The 22,327-nt window shown below is 51.9% G+C and carries 19 protein-coding genes; 14 read left to right on the forward strand and 5 right to left on the reverse strand.

Features of this window, described 5'->3' with window-relative positions; translation table 11 throughout:
* Nucleotides 1–143: 143 nt before the first annotated feature.
* Nucleotides 144–905 (reverse strand): uridine phosphorylase, encoded by a 762-nt coding sequence (gene udp, locus GF617_RS14975; protein WP_181621353.1) that lies wholly within the window; start codon nucleotides 903–905, stop codon nucleotides 144–146.
* A gap of 255 nt (nucleotides 906–1,160) precedes the next feature.
* Between udp and GF617_RS14980 the strand changes: the two genes are divergently transcribed.
* From GF617_RS14980 to GF617_RS15020, 9 genes are all read left to right on the forward strand, one after another.
* Complete coding sequence (locus tag GF617_RS14980) at nucleotides 1,161–1,964, forward strand: dienelactone hydrolase family protein (protein WP_181621354.1); 804 nt, start codon at nucleotides 1,161–1,163, stop codon at nucleotides 1,962–1,964.
* Between the two features lie 250 nt (nucleotides 1,965–2,214).
* Entirely contained in the window at nucleotides 2,215–2,883 is a 669-nt protein-coding gene (locus tag GF617_RS14985; protein ID WP_203452000.1) for a cysteine hydrolase family protein, read from the forward strand.
* A 56-nt stretch (nucleotides 2,884–2,939) separates the two neighbouring features.
* Nucleotides 2,940–3,737, forward strand: a complete 798-nt coding sequence (locus GF617_RS14990) for a DUF2877 domain-containing protein (RefSeq protein ID WP_239006486.1) — start codon at nucleotides 2,940–2,942, stop codon at nucleotides 3,735–3,737.
* 88 nt (nucleotides 3,738–3,825) lie between these two features.
* Complete coding sequence (gene fdrA / locus GF617_RS14995) at nucleotides 3,826–5,385, forward strand: acyl-CoA synthetase FdrA (RefSeq protein ID WP_203452002.1); 1,560 nt, start codon at nucleotides 3,826–3,828, stop codon at nucleotides 5,383–5,385.
* A complete protein-coding gene (locus GF617_RS15000) occupies nucleotides 5,382–6,803 on the forward strand; it encodes a DUF1116 domain-containing protein (protein WP_203452003.1) in 1,422 nt (473 codons plus the stop codon). The genes fdrA and GF617_RS15000 overlap by 4 nt, the downstream gene beginning before the upstream one ends.
* Nucleotides 6,800–7,759 (forward strand): carbamate kinase, encoded by a 960-nt coding sequence (locus GF617_RS15005; protein WP_181621361.1) that lies wholly within the window; start codon nucleotides 6,800–6,802, stop codon nucleotides 7,757–7,759. The genes GF617_RS15000 and GF617_RS15005 overlap by 4 nt, the downstream gene beginning before the upstream one ends.
* An 18-nt stretch (nucleotides 7,760–7,777) precedes the next feature.
* Nucleotides 7,778–8,167, forward strand: a complete 390-nt coding sequence (locus GF617_RS15010) for a glutamyl-tRNA amidotransferase (RefSeq protein WP_181621363.1) — start codon at nucleotides 7,778–7,780, stop codon at nucleotides 8,165–8,167.
* Nucleotides 8,168–8,191: 24 nt separating this feature from the next.
* Nucleotides 8,192–9,415: a cytosine permease gene (locus tag GF617_RS15015; protein WP_181621365.1), complete on the forward strand. Its 1,224-nt coding sequence runs from the start codon at nucleotides 8,192–8,194 to the stop codon at nucleotides 9,413–9,415.
* A 77-nt stretch (nucleotides 9,416–9,492) separates the two neighbouring features.
* Entirely contained in the window at nucleotides 9,493–10,398 is a 906-nt protein-coding gene (locus GF617_RS15020) for a LysR substrate-binding domain-containing protein (protein ID WP_181621367.1), read from the forward strand.
* A gap of 34 nt (nucleotides 10,399–10,432) precedes the next feature.
* Here GF617_RS15020 and metE read toward each other — a convergent pair whose 3' ends face one another.
* The gene (gene metE, locus GF617_RS15025) at nucleotides 10,433–12,694 is read right to left on the reverse strand and encodes a 5-methyltetrahydropteroyltriglutamate--homocysteine S-methyltransferase (RefSeq protein ID WP_181621369.1); all 2,262 of its coding nucleotides are present in this window, start codon (nucleotides 12,692–12,694) and stop codon (nucleotides 10,433–10,435) included.
* Nucleotides 12,695–12,931: 237 nt separating this feature from the next.
* On the opposite strand from metE, the gene metR reads away from it, so the two are divergent.
* The gene (gene metR / locus GF617_RS15030; protein WP_181621371.1) at nucleotides 12,932–13,885 is read left to right on the forward strand and encodes an HTH-type transcriptional regulator MetR; all 954 of its coding nucleotides are present in this window, start codon (nucleotides 12,932–12,934) and stop codon (nucleotides 13,883–13,885) included.
* Here metR and GF617_RS15035 read toward each other — a convergent pair.
* The 3 genes from GF617_RS15035 to pldB all read right to left on the reverse strand — a co-directional run bounded on the left by GF617_RS15035 (nucleotide 13,773) and on the right by pldB (nucleotide 16,573).
* Nucleotides 13,773–14,672: a carboxylate/amino acid/amine transporter gene (locus GF617_RS15035; protein WP_181621372.1), complete on the reverse strand. Its 900-nt coding sequence runs from the start codon at nucleotides 14,670–14,672 to the stop codon at nucleotides 13,773–13,775. The two genes, metR and GF617_RS15035, sit on opposite strands and share 113 nt — an antisense overlap.
* An 82-nt stretch (nucleotides 14,673–14,754) precedes the next feature.
* Entirely contained in the window at nucleotides 14,755–15,555 is an 801-nt protein-coding gene (gene yigL, locus GF617_RS15040) for a sugar/pyridoxal phosphate phosphatase YigL (RefSeq protein ID WP_181621374.1), read from the reverse strand.
* A gap of 25 nt (nucleotides 15,556–15,580) precedes the next feature.
* Nucleotides 15,581–16,573, reverse strand: coding sequence for a lysophospholipase L2 (pldB, locus tag GF617_RS15045; protein ID WP_203452004.1), 993 nt, complete (start codon nucleotides 16,571–16,573; stop codon nucleotides 15,581–15,583).
* 109 nt (nucleotides 16,574–16,682) lie between these two features.
* Between pldB and rhtB the strand changes: the two genes are divergently transcribed.
* From rhtB to GF617_RS15065, 4 genes are all read left to right on the forward strand, one after another.
* A complete protein-coding gene (gene rhtB, locus GF617_RS15050) occupies nucleotides 16,683–17,303 on the forward strand; it encodes a homoserine/homoserine lactone efflux protein (RefSeq protein WP_181621376.1) in 621 nt (206 codons plus the stop codon).
* Between the two features lie 501 nt (nucleotides 17,304–17,804).
* The gene (locus GF617_RS15055) at nucleotides 17,805–18,287 is read left to right on the forward strand and encodes a hypothetical protein (RefSeq protein WP_203452005.1); all 483 of its coding nucleotides are present in this window, start codon (nucleotides 17,805–17,807) and stop codon (nucleotides 18,285–18,287) included.
* A gap of 103 nt (nucleotides 18,288–18,390) precedes the next feature.
* Entirely contained in the window at nucleotides 18,391–19,065 is a 675-nt protein-coding gene (locus tag GF617_RS15060; protein WP_203452006.1) for a hypothetical protein, read from the forward strand.
* Between the two features lie 57 nt (nucleotides 19,066–19,122).
* A complete protein-coding gene (locus tag GF617_RS15065) occupies nucleotides 19,123–22,323 on the forward strand; it encodes an ESPR-type extended signal peptide-containing protein (protein ID WP_203452007.1) in 3,201 nt (1,066 codons plus the stop codon).
* The last annotated feature ends 4 nt before the right edge of the window (nucleotides 22,324–22,327 follow it).

Genomic DNA, 22,327 nt, shown 5'->3' on the forward strand with positions numbered 1-22,327 from the left:
TTGTGGTGAGTAAGCAGAGATATTCCGGCATGGGCATTCTTCAGGCTATAGCCTTACAGGAGCAATCACCACCTCCCCAGGAGGTGGTTTAAGGGTGACAATAAAAGGCCGAACATGTCGGCCTTTTATCTCAGAAATGCGAATTAGATCAGACGACGAGCCGCTTCAACCACAATTTTCACTGCATGGCTTTCAGTTTGTTTCATGGTTTCTGCATTCGGGATCTCCTGCTGAGTACGGTTGACGATAACGCCCGCCACCATACCGGCACGCAGACCCTGGCTCGCACACATCGTCAACAGCGTTGCAGATTCCATTTCGTAGTTCATCACGCCCATAGACTGCCACTCTTCCATTGAGCCTTTGAAACGGCTCACCACACGGCCAGAGAAGGTGTCGTAACGCTCCTGGCCTGGGTAGAAGGTATCAGAAGAGGCGGTGACGCCAATGTGGGTCGTTGCACCAATCGCTTTCGCTGCATCAACCAGTGCAGTTGTGCATTCGAAGTCAGCAACAGCCGGGAATTCCATTGGTGCAAAGTGCAGGCTTGCCCCGTCCAGACGCACAGATGCCGTCGTCACCAGTACGTCACCGACGTTAATGTGCGGCTGGATAGCCCCGGTCGTCCCAATGCGCAGGAAGGTGCGAATGCCCAGTTGTGCCAGCTCTTCCACTGCGATAGAGGTGGATGGGCCGCCAATACCGGTTGAACATACGATCACGGCTTTACCGTCCAGCTCTGCACGCCAGGTGGTGAACTCGCGATGGGATGCCAGCTTAACCGGCTTATCCATCAGCGCGGCGATCTTTTCCACACGCTCAGGGTCACCAGGGACGATAGCGAGCGTGGCCCCTTGTAAATCATTTTTAGTGAGGCCGAGATGAAAAACATCAGACTTAGACATAGGTGACTCCTCTGTGGGTCGGTTAGTCAGAAGAAGTAAAACGGTACTTTACAGAAGCACCAGGCTTAATTTCGTGACTGACATCACCATGAATGAAAATTCTTGCAGTTAATTTCCATAAAATAGTGATTTACATCACATTAACAAGTTATATCGTAAGGTGTTGCACAAAAGATAGACCGTTTCGGGCACTGTGAGTTGTTACCCTGGTGTCTATATTTACCTTTGCGTTAACTCATTGGTACGGAGAATGCCATGACTGAAAAAACACGTTTTGCACCTGCAGCGGCCCCGCATGCTTCAACAATCATCTCAACCCCGGAAGATGCCATCAGCGCAGGTGAAACATCTATACCCTCGCAGGGTGACAATATGCCTGCTTACCACGCACGCCCGAAATCAGCCGAGGGGCCTCTTCCTATCGTGATCGTGGTTCAGGAAATTTTTGGAGTCCACGAACATATTCGCGATCTGTGCCGTCGACTGGCGCAGGAAGGTTATCTTGCCGTTGCGCCGGAACTCTATTTCCGCCAGGGCGATCCCAATGATTACGGTGATATCCCGACGCTGTTCAATAATCTGGTAAGCAAAGTACCAGACGCACAGGTGTTGGCCGATCTGGACCATGTTGCCAACTGGGCTGCCCGTAATGGCGGCGATCCCCATCGTTTGATGGTAACGGGTTTCTGCTGGGGTGGACGCATCAGCTGGCTCTACGCCGCGCACAATCCACAGCTTAAAGCAGCCGTGGCGTGGTACGGGAAACTGGTGGGAGAGAAAACGCTCAACTCACCTAAGCAACCAGTTGATGTCGCCATTGATTTAAACGCCCCTGTGCTGGGCTTGTACGGCGGCGAGGATACCAGTATTCCCGTTGATACCATTGAGACGATGCGCCATGCACTCCGTGCTGCAAACGCGAAGGCGGAAATCGTAGTGTATCCGGAAGCAGGTCACGCGTTTAACGCGGACTATCGCGCGAGCTATCACGAAGAGTCGGCAAAAGATGGCTGGCAAAGAATGCTGGCGTGGTTTGCTCAGTACGGGATTAAAAAGTAGCCGCCCTGAAACAGGTGTGTTTGCTCACACTATTTCAACAATTTTTTTAATTCAAAAAACGTACAGCATCGATTTTTTTGCTGCTGTACGTGAAGTTATGACCCTCTTCACAGTCATTTACCTCCCCCTGTCCGAATGCAAAATTTTCGTTGCTATGCGCCAAACTTTTTTCCTGTTTAACCCCTCTTTTCTCCTGGATACTCAGTAGCAGAACGAACGGAACGGTTGATTTTCAAACAGGAGATTTATCATGACGCAATCCGCATTTCACGCTCAACCTTTTGCTTTACCTTTTGATCTTAATGCCACTGCACTCGTTATGATCGACATGCAGCGCGACTTTGTCGAAGCTGGCGGCTTTGGTGAAGCGCTGGGTAATGATGTCTCGCTAGTCCGAAGCGCAATTGAACCTTGCAAAAAGGTTCTGGCAGCAGCGCGCAGCATGGGGTTGATGGTGATCCATACACGTGAAGGACACCGTGCAGACCTCAGTGATTGTCCATCGGCCAAGCTTACGCGCGGCGGTAAAACCTTTATCGGTGAAGCAGGTCCGATGGGGCGTATTCTGGTTCGTGGCGAAGCAGGTCATGACATCATTCCTGAGCTTTACCCTATTTCTGGCGAGCCGATCATCGACAAACCCGGTAAGGGCGCGTTTTATCAGACCGACCTGCATCTGATTCTACAAAACCACAGTATCAAAACGCTGATTGTGTGTGGCGTGACGACCGAAGTCTGTGTAACGACCACCGTACGCGAAGCCAATGACCGCGGCTATGAGTGCATCATCCCTGAAGATTGCGTGGGCTCCTACTTCCCGGAATTCCAGAAATACGCACTGGAAATGATCAAAGCTCAGGGCGCAATTTTCGGGTGGGTGAGTGACGCAAATGCCATTATTGAAGGGCTGAAAGGGTAATCCCGATGCTTCCTGCGTGCTCGCTAGGGTATCTCTTTCCGGCCAAAGCAACAGCAATGCTTAAGGTTCACAGCGTATTTCAGCACGCACTGAATCTGCGTTCAGAAGAGGGAGAGCTCCTAACCCTCTTGTGCGCAAAGAGATACCAGAATCTGGCCGATGCCGCACGCGTCGCCCTGCCGGAACATTGGGACTGGCGTCAGGAAATTACGCATTCTGCGCCCGTTTTCTTAACCGGCGGTATTCTGCAGGCTCAACGTTTTGCGGTGGATCTGAAAGCGGCAATCGTATGGCAGTCCAACGTCCAGAAGCGTTGCCTGGACTCCGAAGCCGGGACATGGCTCCAGCACCACTATCCGCTTCTGAATGCTCAGCTACGACAGTTTTGCCTGAAACATCAAATCGACAGTGCTTTGCAGTGGCAGGAGAGCGCGATGTATCAGGGGCTAAAGCCGCAGGAATCAGCGGAACAGCTTGAACAACAGGTTCCCCGGTTGATCGGCTACGGTAAAGGATTAACGCCAGATGGTGATGATTACTTACTGGGCTATCTGGCGGCGCTGCGGCCCTGGCATCTCCCTCCCGATGTTGAAGCGCACCGCAACAGGTTGCAGCAATCTATTGAGCAGAATTTGCCGCGTACAACAGACATTAGCCAGCACTACTTGAGGCGTGCGGTACAGGGGCATTTCTCACAACCGGTTTGCGACCTGCTGAGGCAACTTAGTACGCATACGCCGTTGAAAACTTTTATCGCCTGTACAGAAAACGTCATGCAATTTGGCGCAACATCCGGCGCTGACTGTTTGGCCGGATTACTCCACGGCTTAAGAACACTGAACACATACTCCTGAGTGAATGGAATTTTCTCGTGGCACTGGCTGCCACGTGGATTCGCTGTATCTAAATCCAGCAATCAGGCAAAAAAACGGACATAACACAATGAAAGTTAAGCATAAAGTTTTCAGGAATCTTTATCAGGACTCCGTCTCCCTGATGCAGATTTCTGCGCAACTAAGCACATTGCCCGGCATACAGCAGGCCTCCGTCATCATGGGAACACCCACGAACCTGGAACAACTTAACGATGCAGGACTCGGCCACATGATTGAAGCGGAGCCGAACGACCTGGTGATTGCCGTCATGGGGGAAGATGCCCGGTGTACTGAAGCACTTACCCTCGCTGAGCAACGGCTGACCAGTAAACCAGAAGAAGGTAACAGCGATGGCGTAAAAACCCCTGAGCTGGTGAGCATCGAGATGGCGCTGGAAAAAGAGCCAGCCGTTAATCTGGCACTCATTTCAGTCCCTGGCGATTATGCCGCTGCCGAAGCCATCAAGGCGCTAAATCTCGGCATGAATGTGATGATGTTCAGCGATAACGTCAGCATTATGCAGGAAAAGTCGATAAAAATGCTCGCTCGTGAACGTAACCTCCTGGTTATGGGCCCTGATTGTGGCACAGCCATTATTAACGGGATACCGCTGGGTTTTGCTAATGTCGTTAAACGCGGTGAAATTGGCGTCGTTGGTGCATCGGGTACGGGTTTGCAGGAAATAACCTGCCGAATTGACCATCTTGGCGCAGGGATCTCCCAGGCACTTGGTACGGGCGGACACGATCTCAGTGAGGATATCGGCGGGATCTCCATGCTGTTTGGCCTGCAGACATTAATGGATGATGACGCCACTCGCGTGATAGTGCTGATTTCCAAACCACCATCCCCTGTGGTGACAGAGCGCATCCTGACGCTGGCGCAATCAGCCACTAAACCCGTTGTGGTGAATTTCCTCAGTGCCGACCCACACGCAATAACGCGTCCAAATGTGACTGCCGCGACCACACTTGCCAGCGCAGCCGATCTCGCGGTTGCGTTACTGAGTGAGCTGCCGCTACCAGAAACACATAGCGAATCGTCAGCGCAGGACCTGGCGATGTTGCAACAGGCCAGCGAGCGTCTGCCCCTTGCTCGTCAGATGATCCGTGGTGTCTTTGCGGGGGGAACGTTTTGCTATGAAGCACAGCTGATCTGCCAGCAAAACGGTTTTACGGCCTCTTCTAATACACCTGTGTCCGGTAATCATCCACTTACCGACCTCTGGCAAAGCCATCAACACACCCTCATCGACATGGGGGATGATGATTTTACCCGTGGCAGACCTCATCCAATGATTGACCCAACGCTGCGAAATCAGCGTCTGCTCACTGAAATGAACAATCCACATACCGCCGTCGTCCTGTTCGATCTGGTTCTGGGCTACGGCGCATCTGAAGCCCCGGCGGCAGAGTTACTGACCTTACTGGCCCGGACAGAGATGTCGCGAGCGCCTGTACTGATTGCCCATGTTTGCGGAACCGAGAACGACCCTCAGCAACGGAGTTATCAGGTCAATGCATTGCGCCAGGCAGGTGTCATTGTCGCCAACAGTAATGCACAGGCTGCTCATTGGGCCAGCATCGTGGCGCAGATCCAGCTTCAGAAGAAGGAACTCACTGCATGAATACCTTATTTAATCAGCCGCTAAAAGTGGTGAATGCCGGGCTACAAAGTTTCGCCAGTAATATCCAGAAAGTCGGTGGTGACGTAATCGCTCTGGCCTGGCAGCCCCCGGCCCTTGGCAATATTAACGCAGGCATGGACCTGGCTTCTCTGCTTCGTCATCCATTGGTTGAGCAGGCGAACAACATTGCGATGGAACGTTACCTCAACGCTCAACCCGTACTGGTTGATGTGATGTACGCCAGCGAAGCCATTCCTGAAATGTCTGAGCGTAAATGTATCCTCCACTCGGGTCCTCCCATTAGCTGGGAAAACATGTGTGGCCCTGTAAAAGGGGCGATTGTTGGCGCAATGCTGTTCGAAGGCTGGGCCACCAGTCATGAAGAGGCTGAGTGTAAGGTACTGACAGGTGAGATTCACCTTGAACCCTGCCATCACTACCATGCCGTCGGCCCCATGGCGGGGATCATTAGCCCATCAATGCCGCTGTGGGTTATCGAAAATAAAACCAACGGTCAGCGTTCATTCAGCAACTTCAACGAAGGATTGGGCAAGGTTTTACGCTTTGGCGCTAATAACGAAGAAGTTCTCAACCGCCTCTTCTGGATGCGCGATGAGCTCGCACCCGCCCTGAAAGCAGCGGTACGCCAGCTTGGCGAACTGGAGTTAAAACCCTTGATGGCTCAGGCTCTGCATATGGGGGATGAAGTCCACAATCGCAATGCGGCCGCAACCGGACTGCTGACCAAACGCCTGTTGCCTGCACTGCTGGCCTGTCATTTGCCGCTGGAAAATGTACAACGGGTAGTCGCATTCATTACGGGAAATGACCACTTCTTTCTCAACCTGTCGATGGCTGCCTGTAAAGCCATGATGGATGCGGCCGCCAACGTCCCTTTCAGCTCTATAGTCACTGTCATGGCACGCAATGGCGTGAACTTTGGTATCCGGCTTTCCGGTACAGGTGAGCGCTGGTTCCAGGCCCCCGCCAATGCCGTTGAAGGGCTATTTTTCCCAAGTTATGGCGTAGATGATGCCGCAGCCGATCTTGGTGACAGTGCAATCACTGAAACCGCGGGTGTCGGTGGTTTTGCCATGGCGTCTTCTCCGGCAATCGTGAAATTTGTTGGTGGCACTCCAGCCGATGCCACCAACAACAGCCGTCGCATGCAATCCATTACGGTCGGTCGCAACCCGGCATTTACGCTGCCAGCTCTGAATTTTGCGCCAACAGCGGCAGGAATTGATGTCCGCAAGGTGGTCGATCGCGGCATTTTACCGGTCATTAATACAGGTATCGCTCATAAGCAGGCTGGTGTCGGTCAGATTGGTGCGGGGATAACGACAGCACCGATGCCTTGTTTTGTCGATGCAATCACCGCACTGGCAGAGGCGGTTAGTAAGGGAGAGAAACAATGAGCAAACCTTTAGCCGTGGTTGCCGTCGGCGGCAACGCATTGATCCTTGACGATCGCCGTAACAGCATTCCCGATCAATACGAAGCCGTTAGGGAAAGTGTTAAACACATTACCGACATGATAGAGGCAGGTTGGGATCTGGTTCTCACCCACGGAAACGGCCCGCAGGTAGGTTTTATTTTACGTCGTTCAGAACTGGCAAGCAGTGAAGTCTCCCCGATACCACTGGATTATGCCGTCGGTGATACTCAGGGGGCTATTGGATATATGTTCCAGAAAGCGTTGCATAACGAACTCATGCGACGTGGCATTCAAAAACCGATCATCACGCTCGTCACCCAGACGCGGGTCAGCCAGCAAGATGAGGCGTTTATTCATCCGAGTAAGCCTGTCGGTGCATTTCTCGATGAAGCTACTGCGCAAGAACGCCAACAACAGTTGGGCTGGACGCTCATGGAAGATGCCGGTCGCGGCTGGCGGCGCACCGTTCCCTCCCCAGCCCCACTGGAAATTATCGAACGCGACACCATCGCTCACCTGGTGCAACAGGGTTATATCGTCATTGCCTGTGGCGGCGGCGGGATCCCGGTCGTACGCGATAAGCAGCAACAATTACAGGGTGTTGAAGCCGTCATTGACAAAGATCTTGCCTCTGCACTCCTTGCCAGCCAGTTAGGCGCTGATTTGCTGGTCATCCCCACTGGGGTTGAGAAAGTGGCAATCAATTTCGGTACTCCACACCAGCAATGGCTGGACACGCTGACTGTTACCCAGGCACGGAAGTTCTTACGGGAAGGACAGTTCGGCATTGGCAGCATGCAGCCGAAAGTCGAAGCCATTCTCAATTTTGTAGATAGCAGCCTTGAGCAAGGCAAGAAAGCCAGGGGGTTGATCACCACCCCGCAGGCCATCAAATCTGCGTTGGCTCATCAAAGCGGCACATGGATCACCCTTTAGTCTTTTTGGAGAAAAACGATGGAAACCACCTTATTAGCCGTGAACGGTACGCTGATGCGCGGCCTGGAGCTGAACAAAAACATGCAACAAGCAGGCGGCGTGTTCATTCGTGAAGACCGTACCGACGCCCATTATCGCTTGTGGAGTATCAACGATCGCCATCCGGGAATGATCCGTGTGACAGAAGGCGGAACACATGTCGCGCTGGAAATCTGGTCGCTGCCTCTGGCAAGTTTTGCTGACCTGCTTATGAGTGAACCCGCAGGATTGGCAATAGGAAAAGTGAAACTGGAGGACGGCAGCGAAGTGCTTGGCGTGCTGGCCGAAAACTGGCTTACGGAAGGCCAACGAGAAATCACTGAACTGGGAAGCTGGCGTCACTACACCGGACATGTCCATACGGCTTAACACGCGCTTCAGAGGGAACAAGATATGCGTAAAACGGAAGAGAAACTTAACACCGCATCTGGATTTCACATTGCCATGATCCTGCTGGGTATCGCAGTGACGCCAGTCCTGCTGTCATCCTCCAGTCTCGGCAACCAACTTTCCAGTAGCAGTCTGATTAGCGTGGTGCTGCTGGGGGGACTGATCCTGACCATCCTTTCTGCCATCACCATAAGCGTAGGCGAAAAGGCACGGCTACCTACCTACGGAATTGTGAAATACGCCTTTGGCGAGAAAGGGGCAGTCGCCATTAATATTCTGATGGCGATCAGCCTGTTCGGCTGGATTGCCGTGACCGCCAATATGTTTGGTCACTCTGTGCATGATTTACTGGCACAGCACGGCCTTGAACTTCCCCTCCCGCTATTAGTCGCCGCAGGTTGTGTCATTTTTGTCGCTTCGACGGCTTTTGGTTTTGCCGTTCTGGGAAAGGTGGCACAAATTGCCGTACCTGTGATCGCTCTGGTCTTGTGCTACATCCTTTATGTGTCCACACATGCCGGAGTGACGGTTCCCGCAACGATCACCAGTATGAACACCGGCGTTGCTGTCTCTACCGTGGTAGGAACTATTATCGTCCTGGTCGCAACATTGCCTGATTTCGGCAGTTTTGTGCATAACCGCAAACATGCCCTTATTGCAGCCTGCACGACGTTTCTTATCGCTTACCCGCTGCTTTATTGGGCAGGAGCAACACCGAGCGCGCTCAGTGGGCAAGGGTCATTACTGGGTGCAATGGCGGTATTTAGCGCAGTATTACCTGCTGCATTATTGCTGATTTTTGCCTGTGTAACGGGAAATGCCGGAAATATGTTTCAGGGAACACTGGTTGTTTCCACCCTGCTGACGCGCTTTCCAAAATGGCAGATAACCGTCGCACTCGGCGTATTGTCTGCTGTTGTCGGCAGCCTGGACATTATGGCCTGGTTTATCCCTTTCCTGTTGTTTTTGGGGATCGCCACACCGCCCGTTGCCGGGATTTATATTGCCGACTTTTTCCTGTATCGCCGTAATGGCTATCAGGAATCCGTCCTGACACGTGAACCCCCGGTTAAAGTGTTGACTTTTGTGGCATGGATCTTTGGCGCAACGGTTGGTTTTATGACGGTGAAAGGTCTGTTTACCCTGACCACCATTCCGTCAGTAGATTCCATTGTTGTGGCCTGCATCGCGTATGCCGTACTCAGCCGACTGAGCCAACGCCATTAATTCCCCGGTATAATTGGCACAGTCATCGCGGCTGAACTCGTAAGAGTTCGGCCGTTTTCTGCCAACAGGGACGCCTTATGTTCATCTCCGACGAAACCCTTCGAGTTATCCATCTGGTCGCCCGACACCAGAGCATCACCGTTGCCGCTGAGCAGTTAAACAAAGTGCCGTCAGCCATTAGCTACACCATAAAAAAAGCAGAAGAAAGTCTGGGCGTTGCGCTGTTCGAGCGTAAAGGCCGGTACATTGAAATCACCCCTGCCGGACGCTATTTTGTCGAGCACAGCAAAACCATTCTCGGTGATATGGAGGCGCTCAAACGCAATACCGTTCTGATCCACGACGGCGTTGAACGAGAACTGACAATTGCGGTAAATAACATTATCCCCTCATCCCTGCTGGTTACGTTCATCCGTGATTTTGAACACCAGTTTTCCTCAACCACGTTGACGGTCTGCCTGGAAGTTTACAACGGCTGCTGGGATGCACTTTACAGCAGACGAGCCGACCTGGTGATTGGTGCGCCGCATGCTGTCCCCAGCACCGAAGGCGTGATTAGCGAGCCTTTTGGGCAACTGGAATGGGATTTTGTCGTTAGCCCACAGCACCCTCTGGCGACAGAGCGTCACCCGCTGGAAAATGCTGAGCTGCGTCAGTACCCGGCAATATGTATCCGGGATACGTCGGTAAACTTTACCCCGCTACAGGCGTGGCTGCTTGAAGGTCAAAAGCCCCTGTTTGTACCGGACTTCACCACGGCTATCGCCCTTATCGAACAAAATGTCGGAATTGGCTATATCCCACATCATTTAGCCCTTCCTTTACTCAATAGCGGCAAGCTACTCAAAAAACCGATGCGTGAACACAAGCATGCAACCAAATTATTCCTGGCTGCACGATCGGACGGAATGGGGAAAGTGTGTCAGTGGTGTATTGAATATTTGAAAGGACCGTCACTCAGTGCAGCTGTAAACCCACACTAAGCAAAAACGGAGGCTTTCGCCTCCGTTACAGATGTTATGCCTGACGCAGATTTTGCGCGGCTTTCACCATGTTCGCCAGTGCTGCGCGGGTTTCCGGCCAGCCACGGGTTTTCAGGCCGCAGTCCGGGTTCACCCACAGGCGCTCTGCCGGGATACGCTGAGCGGCTTTCTGCAACAGGGCTTCAATCCACTCCACACTTGGTACGTTCGGGGAGTGGATGTCGTAAACACCCGGCCCAATTTCGTTCGGGTAGTCGAACTCTTCAAACGACTCCAGCAATTCCATGTCTGAACGTGATGTCTCAATGGTGATCACGTCGGCATCCAGTGCCGCGATGGAATCCATGATGTCGTTAAATTCGCAGTAACACATGTGAGTGTGGATTTGAGTGTCGTCCTTTGCCACCGCGGCATTGATACGGAAGGCTTCTACGCCCCATTGCAGGTAGGCATCCCAGTCGCTACGGCGCAGCGGCAAACCTTCTCGCAGTGCCGGTTCGTCAATCTGAATAATGCCGATACCCGCCGCTTCCAGATCCGCCACTTCATCACGTAACGCCAGCGCGATCTGTTTGGCGATGGTTTCACGCGTCACATCTTCACGCGGGAATGACCAGCAGAGGATTGTTACCGGTCCTGTCAGCATGCCTTTAACGGGTTTGTCGGTCAGAGACTGGGCGTACTTCGCCCACTCAACGGTGATGGCTTCGGGACGGCTGACGTCACCGATCACAACCGGGGGCTTCACACAACGGGAACCGTAGCTCTGCACCCAACCGTTTTGCGTAAAGACGAAGCCATCCAGATGCTCACCGAAATATTCCACCATGTCGTTACGTTCAGCTTCACCATGAACCAGCACGTCCAGACCTAAACGTTCTTGCTCAATAATCGCCTGCTTAATGTGTTCGGCGATACCCGTGCGGTAGTGATTCGCATCAAGGTTGCCCTTTTTGAAATCCAGACGCAGGCCGCGGATTTCTGTGGTCTGTGGGAACGAACCGATAGTCGTTGTTGGCCACGCTGGGAGATTGAAGCGGGCACGCTGGGCTTCAGCACGCACTTCATAGGCGTTCTGACGCTGGCTGTCCTGGGCGGTGATGGCCGCCAGACGTTTTTCTACTGCCGGGTTATGAACGCGAGCCGAGTGACGACGCGCCTGAATCGGTGCGCTCCAGTCAGTGATGGCCGCCGTATCGCCGCTATTCAGTGCGTCACGCAGCAGGGCCAGCTCTTCACATTTTTGCAGAGCGAACGCAAACCAGCTTTTCACTTCCGCATCCAGACGCGTTTCCACACTGAGGTCAATTGGGCTGTGCAGCAAGGAGCAAGATGACGCGACCCACAGATCGCGTTTGCCTACGATATCTTTAATCTGCGCATACTTCTCAGTCAGATCGGCACGCCAGACGTTACGACCATTCACCAGACCCGCAGAGAGCAGCCAGCCCGCTGGCAGGCGTTTGTGCAGGTCGGCAACATTATCTTTCCCGTGAACCAGGTCAACGTGCAGACCTTGCACCGGCAGTGCAGCGATAGTGTCGAGATTAGGCGTCACGCCTTCGAAATACGTCGTCAGTAGCAGCTTAACCTGACCCGCAAGAGCGTCATAAGCCGGTTTAAAGGCATTCAGCCATTCCTGCGGCAACTCCAGCACCAGAGCAGGTTCGTCGATTTGGACCCATTCAATACCGCGTTTTGCCAGTTCAGCCAGCACTTGCTTATACACTGGCAGAATGTCGTTGAGCAGACTCAGACGATCAAACTGCTCGCCCTTTACTTTACCCAGCCACAGGTAGGTTACCGGGCCAAGCAAAACAGGTTTGATCTTGTGACCCAGAGCCAGCGCTTCATCGACTTCATCCAGGATCTGCGTCCAGGTCAGACTGAACTGCTGACCTTTCACGAACTCCGGAACCATATAGTGGTAATTCGTGTTAAACCACTTAGTCATTTCCGCTGCTGCCGCTGGCTCTCCTGTTGGTGCGCGGCCACGGCCGATGCGGAACAGGGTATCGATATCTACCGATCCATCGTTGTTCTGATGACGAGCCGGCACATTGCCAAGCAGCAGGCTAGTGGTCAGAACATGGTCGTACCAGGCGAAATCGCCCACTGGCAGCAGGTCAATGCCCGCTTGTTTTTGCTGGTCCCAGTGACGAGCACGCAACTCGCGGCCCACTGCCAGCAGGTCTTCACGGGTGGAGTTACCCGCCCAGTAGCTTTCTTGCGCTTTTTTCAGCTCACGACGCAAGCCAACGCGAGGGAAACCGAGTGTGTGATTGCGGATTGTCATATTTTCTTCCTCTCATTAATTGTAAATCCTTTGGATTTTGAATTTAGGGAAGGCAGCAAGTTTGCTCATCTCCCGGATGCCTACAGCAGTAAGTGACCGGAGTGAATAAACGCAGCCAACGCGCTATAAATTTAAAAGACGAAGGATTTTAGCCGTCCAGATGTTTACACATCCATAATTGGCGGTTACTGTATATTCCTCAAGCGCAAAATGTTCATGGCGAAGTGAAGGACTTTCATGATCGAGATAAAACACCTGAAAACGCTACAAGCGTTGCGGAACTGCGGTTCTCTCGCGGCGGCTGCGGCCACGCTGCATCAGACTCAGTCTGCCCTTTCACACCAGTTCAGCGATCTGGAACAACGCCTTGGCTTTCGTCTGTTCGTGCGTAAGAGCCAGCCGCTGCGCTTTACACCGCAGGGCGAAATTTTGCTGCAACTGGCGAATCAGGTGCTGCCACAGATCGCCAGCGCCTTGCAGTCCTGCAACGAGCCGCAGCAGACCCGGCTGCGTATTGCCATTGAATGCCATAGCTGTATTCAGTGGCTGACGCCTGCACTTGAGAACTTCCACCAGAAATGGCCACAGGTGGAGATGGACTTTAAATCTGGCGTGACCTTTGATCCGCAGCCCTCTCTTCAGCAGGGTGAACTGGATTTAGTGATGACCTCGGACATTCTTCCGCGCAGTGGTCTGCACTACTCTCCGATGTTTGATTTTGAAGTACGCCTGGTATTGGCGCCGGATCATCCGCTGGCGAGCAAAACGCGCATCACTCCGGAGGATCTGGCGACCGAAACATTGCTGATTTATCCGGTGCAACGCAGTCGACTGGATATCTGGCGTCACTTCCTCCAGCCCGCCGGTATCAGTCCTAATCTGAAAAGCGTGGATAACACGTTGCTTTTAATTCAAATGGTGGCGGCAAAAATGGGCATCGCCGCCCTGCCGCACTGGGTAGTGGAGAGTTTTGAACGCCAGGGCCTGGTTGTGACCAAAACCCTGGGTGAAGGACTGTGGAGCCGACTGTACGCCGCCGTTCGGGATGGCGAGCAGCGTCAGCCGGTTACGGAAGCATTTATTCGCTCAGCGCGGAATCACGCCTGCGACCATCTGCCGTTTGTGCGGAGCGCGGAGCGACCCAACGGCGATGGACCCACAGCGAAGCCAGGATCACCGTTCCCCCAATAATGAAGCTCGGCCAGTGCGGTTGCTCCTGCCATATGGCCAGATTCACCAGCAAGCCAGCGGGCACATGAACGTTGTTCATGATGCCCAGCGTCCCGGCATCGACTTGAGTCGCACCGTAGTTCCACATGAAGTAACCCAGCCCGGATGCCACCACGCCCAGCCAGACCAGAATGCCCCACTGCACTGACGTGGTGGGCAGTTTCTGCGGATTCCCCAGCATAAACCACGCCGCGACCGCAACGATAGCCGCCCCCATATAGAACCAGGCAAAGGCGTTATGCTGCGGCATTGGACGGGTTTCCATCAGGCGCTTGTAGCCCACCATACCGATGGCAAAGCTGATATTTGCCAACTGGACAAACATCAGGCCAGTCCAGAAGTGATCGCTCACTTTGTCATAGCGAATAATGGCTGCACCGATAACAGCAAGCGCCGCACTCAGCAGGTATCCCCAGCGCAGCCTGCGCTTACTCAGCAGATCATAAATCAGCGTGATATAGAGCGGCGTGAGCACGGTGAACAGCAGGAATTCCGAGACGGAGAGGTAAACGTAAGCCCTGAAGCTGAAGAGATACATAATGCCAAGCTGCATCGCCCCGACCAGCATGTACAGCAAAAGGGTTTTTAACGTTTGCCCACGCGTACGCAGGAATGGCAAGAAGACCAGCGCCGCCAGCCCCACGCGCATCAGCACGGAGAAGTAGCTGTCGACGTGCCCGGCAAGGTATTCACCAATCAGGCTAAATGAAAATGCCCACAGAATAGTGGTGACAATGAGTAGCGCCACAATGCATGTCTCTCTGAATGAAGGACAGGCATTGTAGCGAACTCTTTAGTTGACAACTGAACGATATATGACCAAATGAAGATTATTCAAGGAACAGCTTGCGCAGGTAGTTAGGTACGGCGTTATCGGCATTTGTCCCAATGACTTCCAGCTCTGGGTGCAGATCTTTCAGTCTCTGGTGCGCATTCTCCATAATGCAGCCTTTACCGGCCATGGACAGCATTTCAGCATCATTCATGCCGTCGCCAAAGGCGATGCAGTCTTTCAGCTCGTAACCCATGCGTTTCGCCACCGCTTCCAGTGCATGACCTTTAGAGACGCCACCCGCCATCACTTCCAGACAGGTGAGCGTGGAGAAACTGACGTTCACGCGGTCGCCCCAACGCGCGTTAATCGCCTGCTCAAGCGGCAGCAACGCGTCATGGCTTTCACAGGTAAAGAAGACTTTGCTGACCCCTTCAGGCTCCAGCAAACCTGGCTCATATAGTGTGTAGTTAAATACTGCTTCTTTAAAGAAACGCATCTCATCCGGACGATGGCGGTTCATAAACCACTCATCGTCACGATAAACGTTCGTCACGATATCCGGATTATTGTGCACCACACCAAACAGGTCAGTCGCAATATCACGATCCAGGTTGTGAGCGAAAATCAGATTGCCATCGGTGTCGTGTACGCGCGCGCCGTTGGAGGTGATCATGTAGGCTTTGATGTCCAGATTATCGCGGATCTGCCCCACATCCACGTGGTGGCGGCCAGTGGCAAACACGAAATTCACACCACGGGCGGTCAGGAGTTTTAAGGTTTCTTTCGCATAAGGCGACAAGGTGTGATCGGGGGAAAGCAGCGTGCCATCTAAGTCAGATGCAACAACCTGGTACATAGGGAAATTTAACCTCAATAGAAAATCAGTTATGCCTGTTGAAAAATTCAACGATGGCGTTGAGCGCGACTGAGCGCATGGTGTCCTTTTCGAAAAGGATCTCATGGTACGCACCATTTATGACCAGCGGTTTACCCCCATCACAAGGGTATCCGGCTGCGGCGCGCAGTTCGCAAAAGCGATCATGCATGCGGTTATCAACCACACGTTCGTCTTCCGCCTGAAGTAATAATGTTGGCGTATTGTCATCATGCGTTCCTGCCAGCGCTTGTTCACCGGCAAGAATACCTTCCCGCACCCAATGATAAGTGGGACCACCGACGCGTAAGCGCGGTTCATCGGCATAAAAGCGCAGGTTACGACGATAGCGCTGCCGACTGTGCGTTAACACATTCATCGCAAATGGCAGTGCGCGCCAGCGGCCTGTACCAATGGCATACCCCTCACGAATACGCTGATGGCCCTCAGCCCAGTCGAGAATATGGCGTACCATCCAGTCAGGAAAACGCATCACGATGCCAAACATAGGCGCGCTCAATGCAATCGCATCACACTGGTGAGCATGGCGTTGCAAAAACAGCGTGGCAATTGCCCCTCCCATGGAATGCGCAAGGATATACCGTTTACGCCAGGGACCGGGCTGAACTTCTTGCTGCCAGAACGCAGCCAGATCATCGACATAGTCGCTGAAATGATCCACGTGACCACGGTGAGTATCCGACAACATCCTGCCGGAAAGCCCTTGTCCGCGATGATCGATAATCAGGACGTCAAACCCCATGTGGAACAGGTCATACGCGAGCTCGGCATATTTGACGTAGCTTTCGATGCGGCCAGGGCACACCACAATCACCCGGTCATTTTTTTCAGCACGAAAACGAACAAAGCGGACAGGAACATCGCCCACGCCCGTAAACCCGGCTTCTTCACGCTGATGCCAGAAATCGGTGAGCGGCCCCATAGAGAAAGCAGCAAATGCGTTTTCTCGTGTTTCCCAATCCTTTTTCTGCTGAAACATCGGGTTTCCACCCCTACAAGCCAAGAAATATCGTTTTTTCGTGACAGGTCACAAAATGACTCAACAATAGCGTATTGTGGCATAAAAACAGACGATTCGGGAGTTTCAAATGACCTTCGAGTGGTGGTTCGCTTATCTGCTGACATCCATCATCCTCAGCCTTTCACCTGGCTCTGGCGCAATCAATACTATGACAACCTCCATAAACCACGGCTATCGTGGTGCGACAGCATCCATCGCGGGTTTACAGACTGGACTGGGTATTCATATTGTGCTGGTTGGTATTGGTCTGGGGACGCTGTTTTCCCGTTCGGTGCTGGCCTTTGAAGTGCTCAAGTGGGCCGGGGCAGCGTACCTGATTTGGCTGGGCATTCAGCAGTGGCGTGCCGCGGGGTCAATTAACCTGAACACTCTCGCCCAGGTGCAAACTCGCGGTCGACTGTTCAAGCGTGCGGTGTTTGTTAATCTGACAAACCCGAAAAGTATTGTGTTTCTCGCCGCCTTGTTTCCACAGTTCATTATTCCTCATCAACCGCAGGTGATGCAGTACGTGGTTCTGGGTGCGACAACCATCATCGTCGATATTATCGTGATGATTGGATACGCGACGCTGGCACAACGAATTGCCGCGTGGATCAAAGGGCCTAAACAGATGAAGGCTCTGAACAAAGTCTTTGGTTCGTTGTTTATGCTGGTTGGTGCATTGCTTGCGTCTGCACGTCACGCTTAGCGTGATGCAACATGATGAAATCAAATACCGAAGCCGGCGGAATGTGCGTCGGCGAAACGATCGTCAATCGCTCGGGCAAAAGAAAATCCCCCGCCAACACATTCATATTAAGAAGCAAAAAAACCAACCGTCTTCGCATAAAATATAATATTCAAATAAACAATACTATTTTCAACCTCATAGTTTTTTCGCATCATTCTCTAAAAAACAAAAACACTCAACTCAGAATAAAAAACCAAAAATCATGATATTTTGGCATTTTTAGCTAACGTTGCAAACCCCAACCAAACAAAAATAACAATCTAATTTTTATATAAAAACCAAAACAAAACACCAAAAATATCGATAAACACATGTAATTACACTAATCACGCACTATCAACCTAAATATTTTCGCAAAATATCTCGCTAAAACACACGTATTGAAATTGCATGTACGGTCACTATAATTTTACAAAAGTTTATTTCAGGATATAACTCAATCATTGGATGATTATTAATATGGGCTACTCACCTTACGGTTTTTTGATTGAGATAGATGATACGGTACATATTGATGTAAAGAAAAATTGCATCTACCGATTTCACGATGCACAAAACAGTAGTGGTAAGCCCGATGACATCTCCATAGGTGTTTTATATATTAACAACACAATGATGAGTTTATTATCATACTTGCTTATTCATTCACAAAACAAATTCACCACAAAAGAAGAAGTCCTTAAGAACGTATGGGATGAACATAATTTAAGCTCATCAGGAACTCGCTTATGGCAGGTTTTCACCAACCTGAAGCATAAACTCCTGCTGCTCAATTTCCCGGAGGATTTTATCGAATATGAAAAACGAAAAGGATATATCATCCGACATGAAAATATTATGGCACTTTATTATCAAAACACAGACGAGAAGAAGATAAAAACGACTAATGCATCACATTCGCGCCGGTCGAGTGTTTTTATCAATCTACGACAGCATGCTTGACAGCAATATTAATTTTTAATTAGAAAACACCCAAATGTTATTTCATTAACGGGTGGGATTACGCCTGTTTCAATTGCATGTATTTTTACTGGAAAATAATTTTATGTTTGCAACACGCATTGCAAAACTGTGTTTATTGATATTGAGTACTTTGGCGGTAACACAAGAAATTGCAACCGCCGCAGAAACCAGCACTCGCGGCTCAGAAGCCTTTCTTCAGCTCGCAATCAGTTATGATTTATCAGGAAAACCTGAGCTCGCACGCCCAATATACGACCAACTCTCCAGAGACAATAATGCGGAATTATCCGCTGTACCTTCTGCGGTCAACTATATAGCACTAAATAATATCAAACTTGCAACAACATTGTTTTCCGCTATTGAACACAGCGCCCACTCACGGGACAGAAACTACGCTCAATTGTGGTCTTTGTGGCTCACAGCCTATCAATGGAAAGGCAGTAAAACGGCGCTAATAAAAAGAAACAAGCAGTATATCAACACCTATACATGGGACCTTCCCTGGGAACAACGTATTGCCAGGCTTTATGCCGGAGAGATTACCCCAGAAGCATTATTACTTTCCATCAGCAACTGGAATGTCAACGAAAAAATGAAAAGCGATGTGCTTACGGAAAGCCTTTTCTTTGCTAATTCTTACCTGGAATTTGTTGATAACAATACGTCTCTGGCAAAAGAGTTATTTACACAATATCAACATGCACTAAATAACAGTTCACTTGAGCAACCATTACTTCTCAAAAAATACGAAAAGTAACGTCTTAATCATGTAATAACCCCCCGTTGTTATTTAACAAAAATGGCAGGAGCCACAATGAACAAGATATATCGACTCGTCTGGAATCCAGCATTACGGATCTGGGTTGCCGTAAGCGAATTTGCCAGAGCAAACGGTAAAGGGAAAATGGGCCGAACTCGTTTAAGCGCCACCGCAGGCATTATCGGTGTCTTAACACTTATTCCAGTACAACATGCCAGTGCTTATGAAACGGCCGGGGGAAGAAACAACGGTGACGTAGATTCCGTTGCCATTGGTCCAAATTCAAGTACAGGAACCACTATCACACTCGATGCCGGAACCATTACCACCGGGAATACCAATATCAACCAACAGGTCTTATCAAACGTCGCGATTGGTGAATCTGCTGAGGCCACAATGGGTGGTATTGCCATGGGTGACCATGCCAGTGCAGATACTGTGGATGCACTATCTCCAGGCAATAGCATCGCGATTGGCTCTTATGCGTCAGCATCCAAAAGCGGCGGTGCAACCGCCATCGGCGCAGCCTCTGTAGCGGACGGGCAAAATGCTATCGCGTTTGGTACAGGTTCACAATCTAACCGCAGTGGCGATATTGCTATTGGGGCAAACTCCACCTCCGGTACAGTAGCCGGGACACCGGTTTTATCCGATTCAGAGGGAGAGAATATCTCTTTGGGCAACTGGTCCACCGCCTATGGCGGCCATGCGCTGGCAATTGGTAGCCGCTCAGAAGCAACGGCAGAGTTCAGTACAGCTTTAGGCACTGGCAGTCAGGCATCAGGCGATCATGCTCTGTCAATTGGTAGCGATGCAACTTCCTCAGAAGCAAACTCTCTGGCCATCGGTACTAATGCAACGGCATCTGAACTTTCTGCATTAGCGATAGGCACTAACGCATCTGCATCTGGTACAGCAGCCTTGGCTATCGGAGCAAACTCAAACGCCAGCGATCAACAAAGTTTCGCAATGGGCTTCAAAGCCCAATCGACAAAAATAAATGCTGTTGCCGTAGGTACACAGGCAAAAGCCCAGGCGGACCAGGCTCTGGCATTTGGCTATAACTCATCAGCAACCAAAACAGATGCCGTTGCAATGGGCTCTAACGCCAAATCTCAGGGACTCTCGTCTATCGCGTTAGGTACTAACGCAACCGCGGCAGCGGAAAACAGTGTCGCACTGGGTTCAAACTCACTTACCGAAGCAGCCATTGCAACCGAGAGTACGGTTATCAATGGGAAAACCTATAATTTTGCCGGTATCGCCCCACAAAGCACCGTCAGTATCGGTAAGAAAAATGCTGAGCGTACGCTTACGAATCTTGCTGCGGGTCGTATTAGCGATACCAGTACCGATGCCATTAACGGTTCGCAGCTGTATGCCACCGATCAGGCAATCGACGATCTCGCTGATATTGCGGTGAAATACGACACCAATCCGGACGGTTCGGTTAACTACAACAGCGTCACCCTGGGGGGCGACACCTATAACAGCACCACCAAAACCGGTGGCACAACCATCACCAACATCGCCCGTGGCGTTGAAGACAGTGATGCCGTCAATATGTCCCAGCTCAACGAAACCAATGCGGACGTTGCGGACATCAACACCGTTATCACCCATTTCGCCGGCGATACCAGCACCACCTTTACCGACCAGAACGGTATCGGTATTCGCTATGTCCGCACCAATGAAGCCGGTCTGGCCGAATCGGATGCCTTTGCTAACGGACAGGGCAGCTCTGCTGTCGGTTATAACGCCACGGCTTCCGGCGAAAGCAGCCTCGCACTCGGCCGTGAAGCTAAAGCGAACTTCGCCGGGGATGTGGCTCTGGGTTCAGATGCTTCCACCGGGGCCACCGTCGCCACTTCCGGTGTCACCATTAACGGCGTGGATTATGTCTTTGCCGGCACTGCGCCCGTCAATACGGTCAGTATCGGCAGTACAGGTCATGAACGCACCCTGACCAATCTGGCCGCGGGCCGCCTCAGCGCCTCCAGCACAGATGCCGTCAACGGTTCACAGCTGTATGCCACCAACTCCGCCATTGGAGACCTGACAGACGATATTACTGACCTGGGTGATATTGCGGTGAAATACGACACCAACCCGGACGGTTCGGTTAACTACAACAGCGTCACCCTGGGGGGCGACACCTATAACAGCACCACCAAAACCGGTGGCACAACCATCACCAACATCGCCCGTGGCGTTGAAGACAGTGATGCCGTCAATATGTCCCAGCTCAACGAAACCAATGCGGACGTTGCGGACATCAACACCGTTATCACCCATTTCGCCGGCGATACCAGCACCACCTTTACCGACCAGAACGGTATCGGTATTCGCTATGTCCGCACCAATGAAGCCGGTCTGGCCGAATCGGATGCCTTTGCTAACGGACAGGGCAGCTCTGCTGTCGGTTATAACGCCACGGCTTCCGGCGAAAGCAGCCTCGCACTCGGCCGTGAAGCTAAAGCGAACTTCGCCGGGGATGTGGCTCTGGGTTCAGATGCTTCCACCGGGGCCACCGTCGCCACTTCCGGTGTCACCATTAACGGCGTGGATTATGTCTTTGCCGGCACTGCGCCCGTCAATACGGTCAGTATCGGCAGTACAGGCCATGAACGCACCCTGACCAATCTGGCCGCGGGCCGCCTCAGCGCCTCCAGCACAGATGCCGTTAACGGTTCACAGCTGTATGCCACCAATGCGGCGATCTCTGCGATCACCGACTCCGTCAATGTGCTCGACAACAGCGGGGTCAAATACGACACCAACCCGGACGGCACGGTTAACTACAACAGCGTCACCCTGGGGGGCGACACCTATAACAGCACCACCAAAACGGGCGGTACGACAATGACCAATATCGCTTACGGCGTGAATGCCAGCGATGCGGTCAACGTACAGCAACTCACTGATGCAACCAGCAATATGTATAACAACGGTGTGAAATACTTCCACGCGAACTCCAGTAAAGCGGACTCCGTCGCAGAGGGTAATGATTCCATTGCCGTTGGCCCGGCCTCGCACGCTCTTGGTGATAACTCTATTGCCATGGGAAGTGAGGCGAAATCGACTGGCGCGGGAAGCACAGCGATGGGTCAGAACGCCCAGGCTAATGGTGCAAACAGCATTGCAATGGGTACAAACGCCGTTGCCAACAACGAGGGCGACGTCGCGCTGGGTTCTGGGTCGACGACCCAGGAAGCCGTAGGAACCAGTGGCGTAACCATTCGTGGCACTGATTAAACCT

Origin of the sequence: Lelliottia sp. RWM.1, assembly GCF_016859735.1 — a bacterium.
GTDB lineage: Bacteria > Pseudomonadota > Gammaproteobacteria > Enterobacterales > Enterobacteriaceae > Enterobacter.

What these genes read in the sequence shown, in the direction of transcription:
- yigL (WP_181621374.1), bottom strand. Translation starts at nt 15,555, where the DNA reads ATGTACCAGGTTGTTGCATCTGACTTAGATGGCACGCTGCTTTCCCCC.
- rhtB (WP_181621376.1), top strand. Translation starts at nt 16,683, where the DNA reads ATGACCTTCGAGTGGTGGTTCGCTTATCTGCTGACATCCATCATCCTC.
- GF617_RS15015 (WP_181621365.1), top strand. Translation starts at nt 8,192, where the DNA reads ATGCGTAAAACGGAAGAGAAACTTAACACCGCATCTGGATTTCACATT.
- pldB (WP_203452004.1), bottom strand. Translation starts at nt 16,573, where the DNA reads ATGTTTCAGCAGAAAAAGGATTGGGAAACACGAGAAAACGCATTTGCT.
- GF617_RS15060 (WP_203452006.1), top strand. Translation starts at nt 18,391, where the DNA reads ATGTTTGCAACACGCATTGCAAAACTGTGTTTATTGATATTGAGTACT.
- GF617_RS15005 (WP_181621361.1), top strand. Translation starts at nt 6,800, where the DNA reads ATGAGCAAACCTTTAGCCGTGGTTGCCGTCGGCGGCAACGCATTGATC.
- GF617_RS14985 (WP_203452000.1), top strand. Translation starts at nt 2,215, where the DNA reads ATGACGCAATCCGCATTTCACGCTCAACCTTTTGCTTTACCTTTTGAT.
- fdrA (WP_203452002.1), top strand. Translation starts at nt 3,826, where the DNA reads ATGAAAGTTAAGCATAAAGTTTTCAGGAATCTTTATCAGGACTCCGTC.
- GF617_RS15055 (WP_203452005.1), top strand. Translation starts at nt 17,805, where the DNA reads ATGGGCTACTCACCTTACGGTTTTTTGATTGAGATAGATGATACGGTA.
- GF617_RS14980 (WP_181621354.1), top strand. Translation starts at nt 1,161, where the DNA reads ATGACTGAAAAAACACGTTTTGCACCTGCAGCGGCCCCGCATGCTTCA.
- metE (WP_181621369.1), bottom strand. Translation starts at nt 12,694, where the DNA reads ATGACAATCCGCAATCACACACTCGGTTTCCCTCGCGTTGGCTTGCGT.
- udp (WP_181621353.1), bottom strand. Translation starts at nt 905, where the DNA reads ATGTCTAAGTCTGATGTTTTTCATCTCGGCCTCACTAAAAATGATTTA.
- GF617_RS14990 (WP_239006486.1), top strand. Translation starts at nt 2,940, where the DNA reads ATGCTTAAGGTTCACAGCGTATTTCAGCACGCACTGAATCTGCGTTCA.
- metR (WP_181621371.1), top strand. Translation starts at nt 12,932, where the DNA reads ATGATCGAGATAAAACACCTGAAAACGCTACAAGCGTTGCGGAACTGC.
- GF617_RS15065 (WP_203452007.1), top strand. Translation starts at nt 19,123, where the DNA reads ATGAACAAGATATATCGACTCGTCTGGAATCCAGCATTACGGATCTGG.
- GF617_RS15010 (WP_181621363.1), top strand. Translation starts at nt 7,778, where the DNA reads ATGGAAACCACCTTATTAGCCGTGAACGGTACGCTGATGCGCGGCCTG.
- GF617_RS15000 (WP_203452003.1), top strand. Translation starts at nt 5,382, where the DNA reads ATGAATACCTTATTTAATCAGCCGCTAAAAGTGGTGAATGCCGGGCTA.
- GF617_RS15020 (WP_181621367.1), top strand. Translation starts at nt 9,493, where the DNA reads ATGTTCATCTCCGACGAAACCCTTCGAGTTATCCATCTGGTCGCCCGA.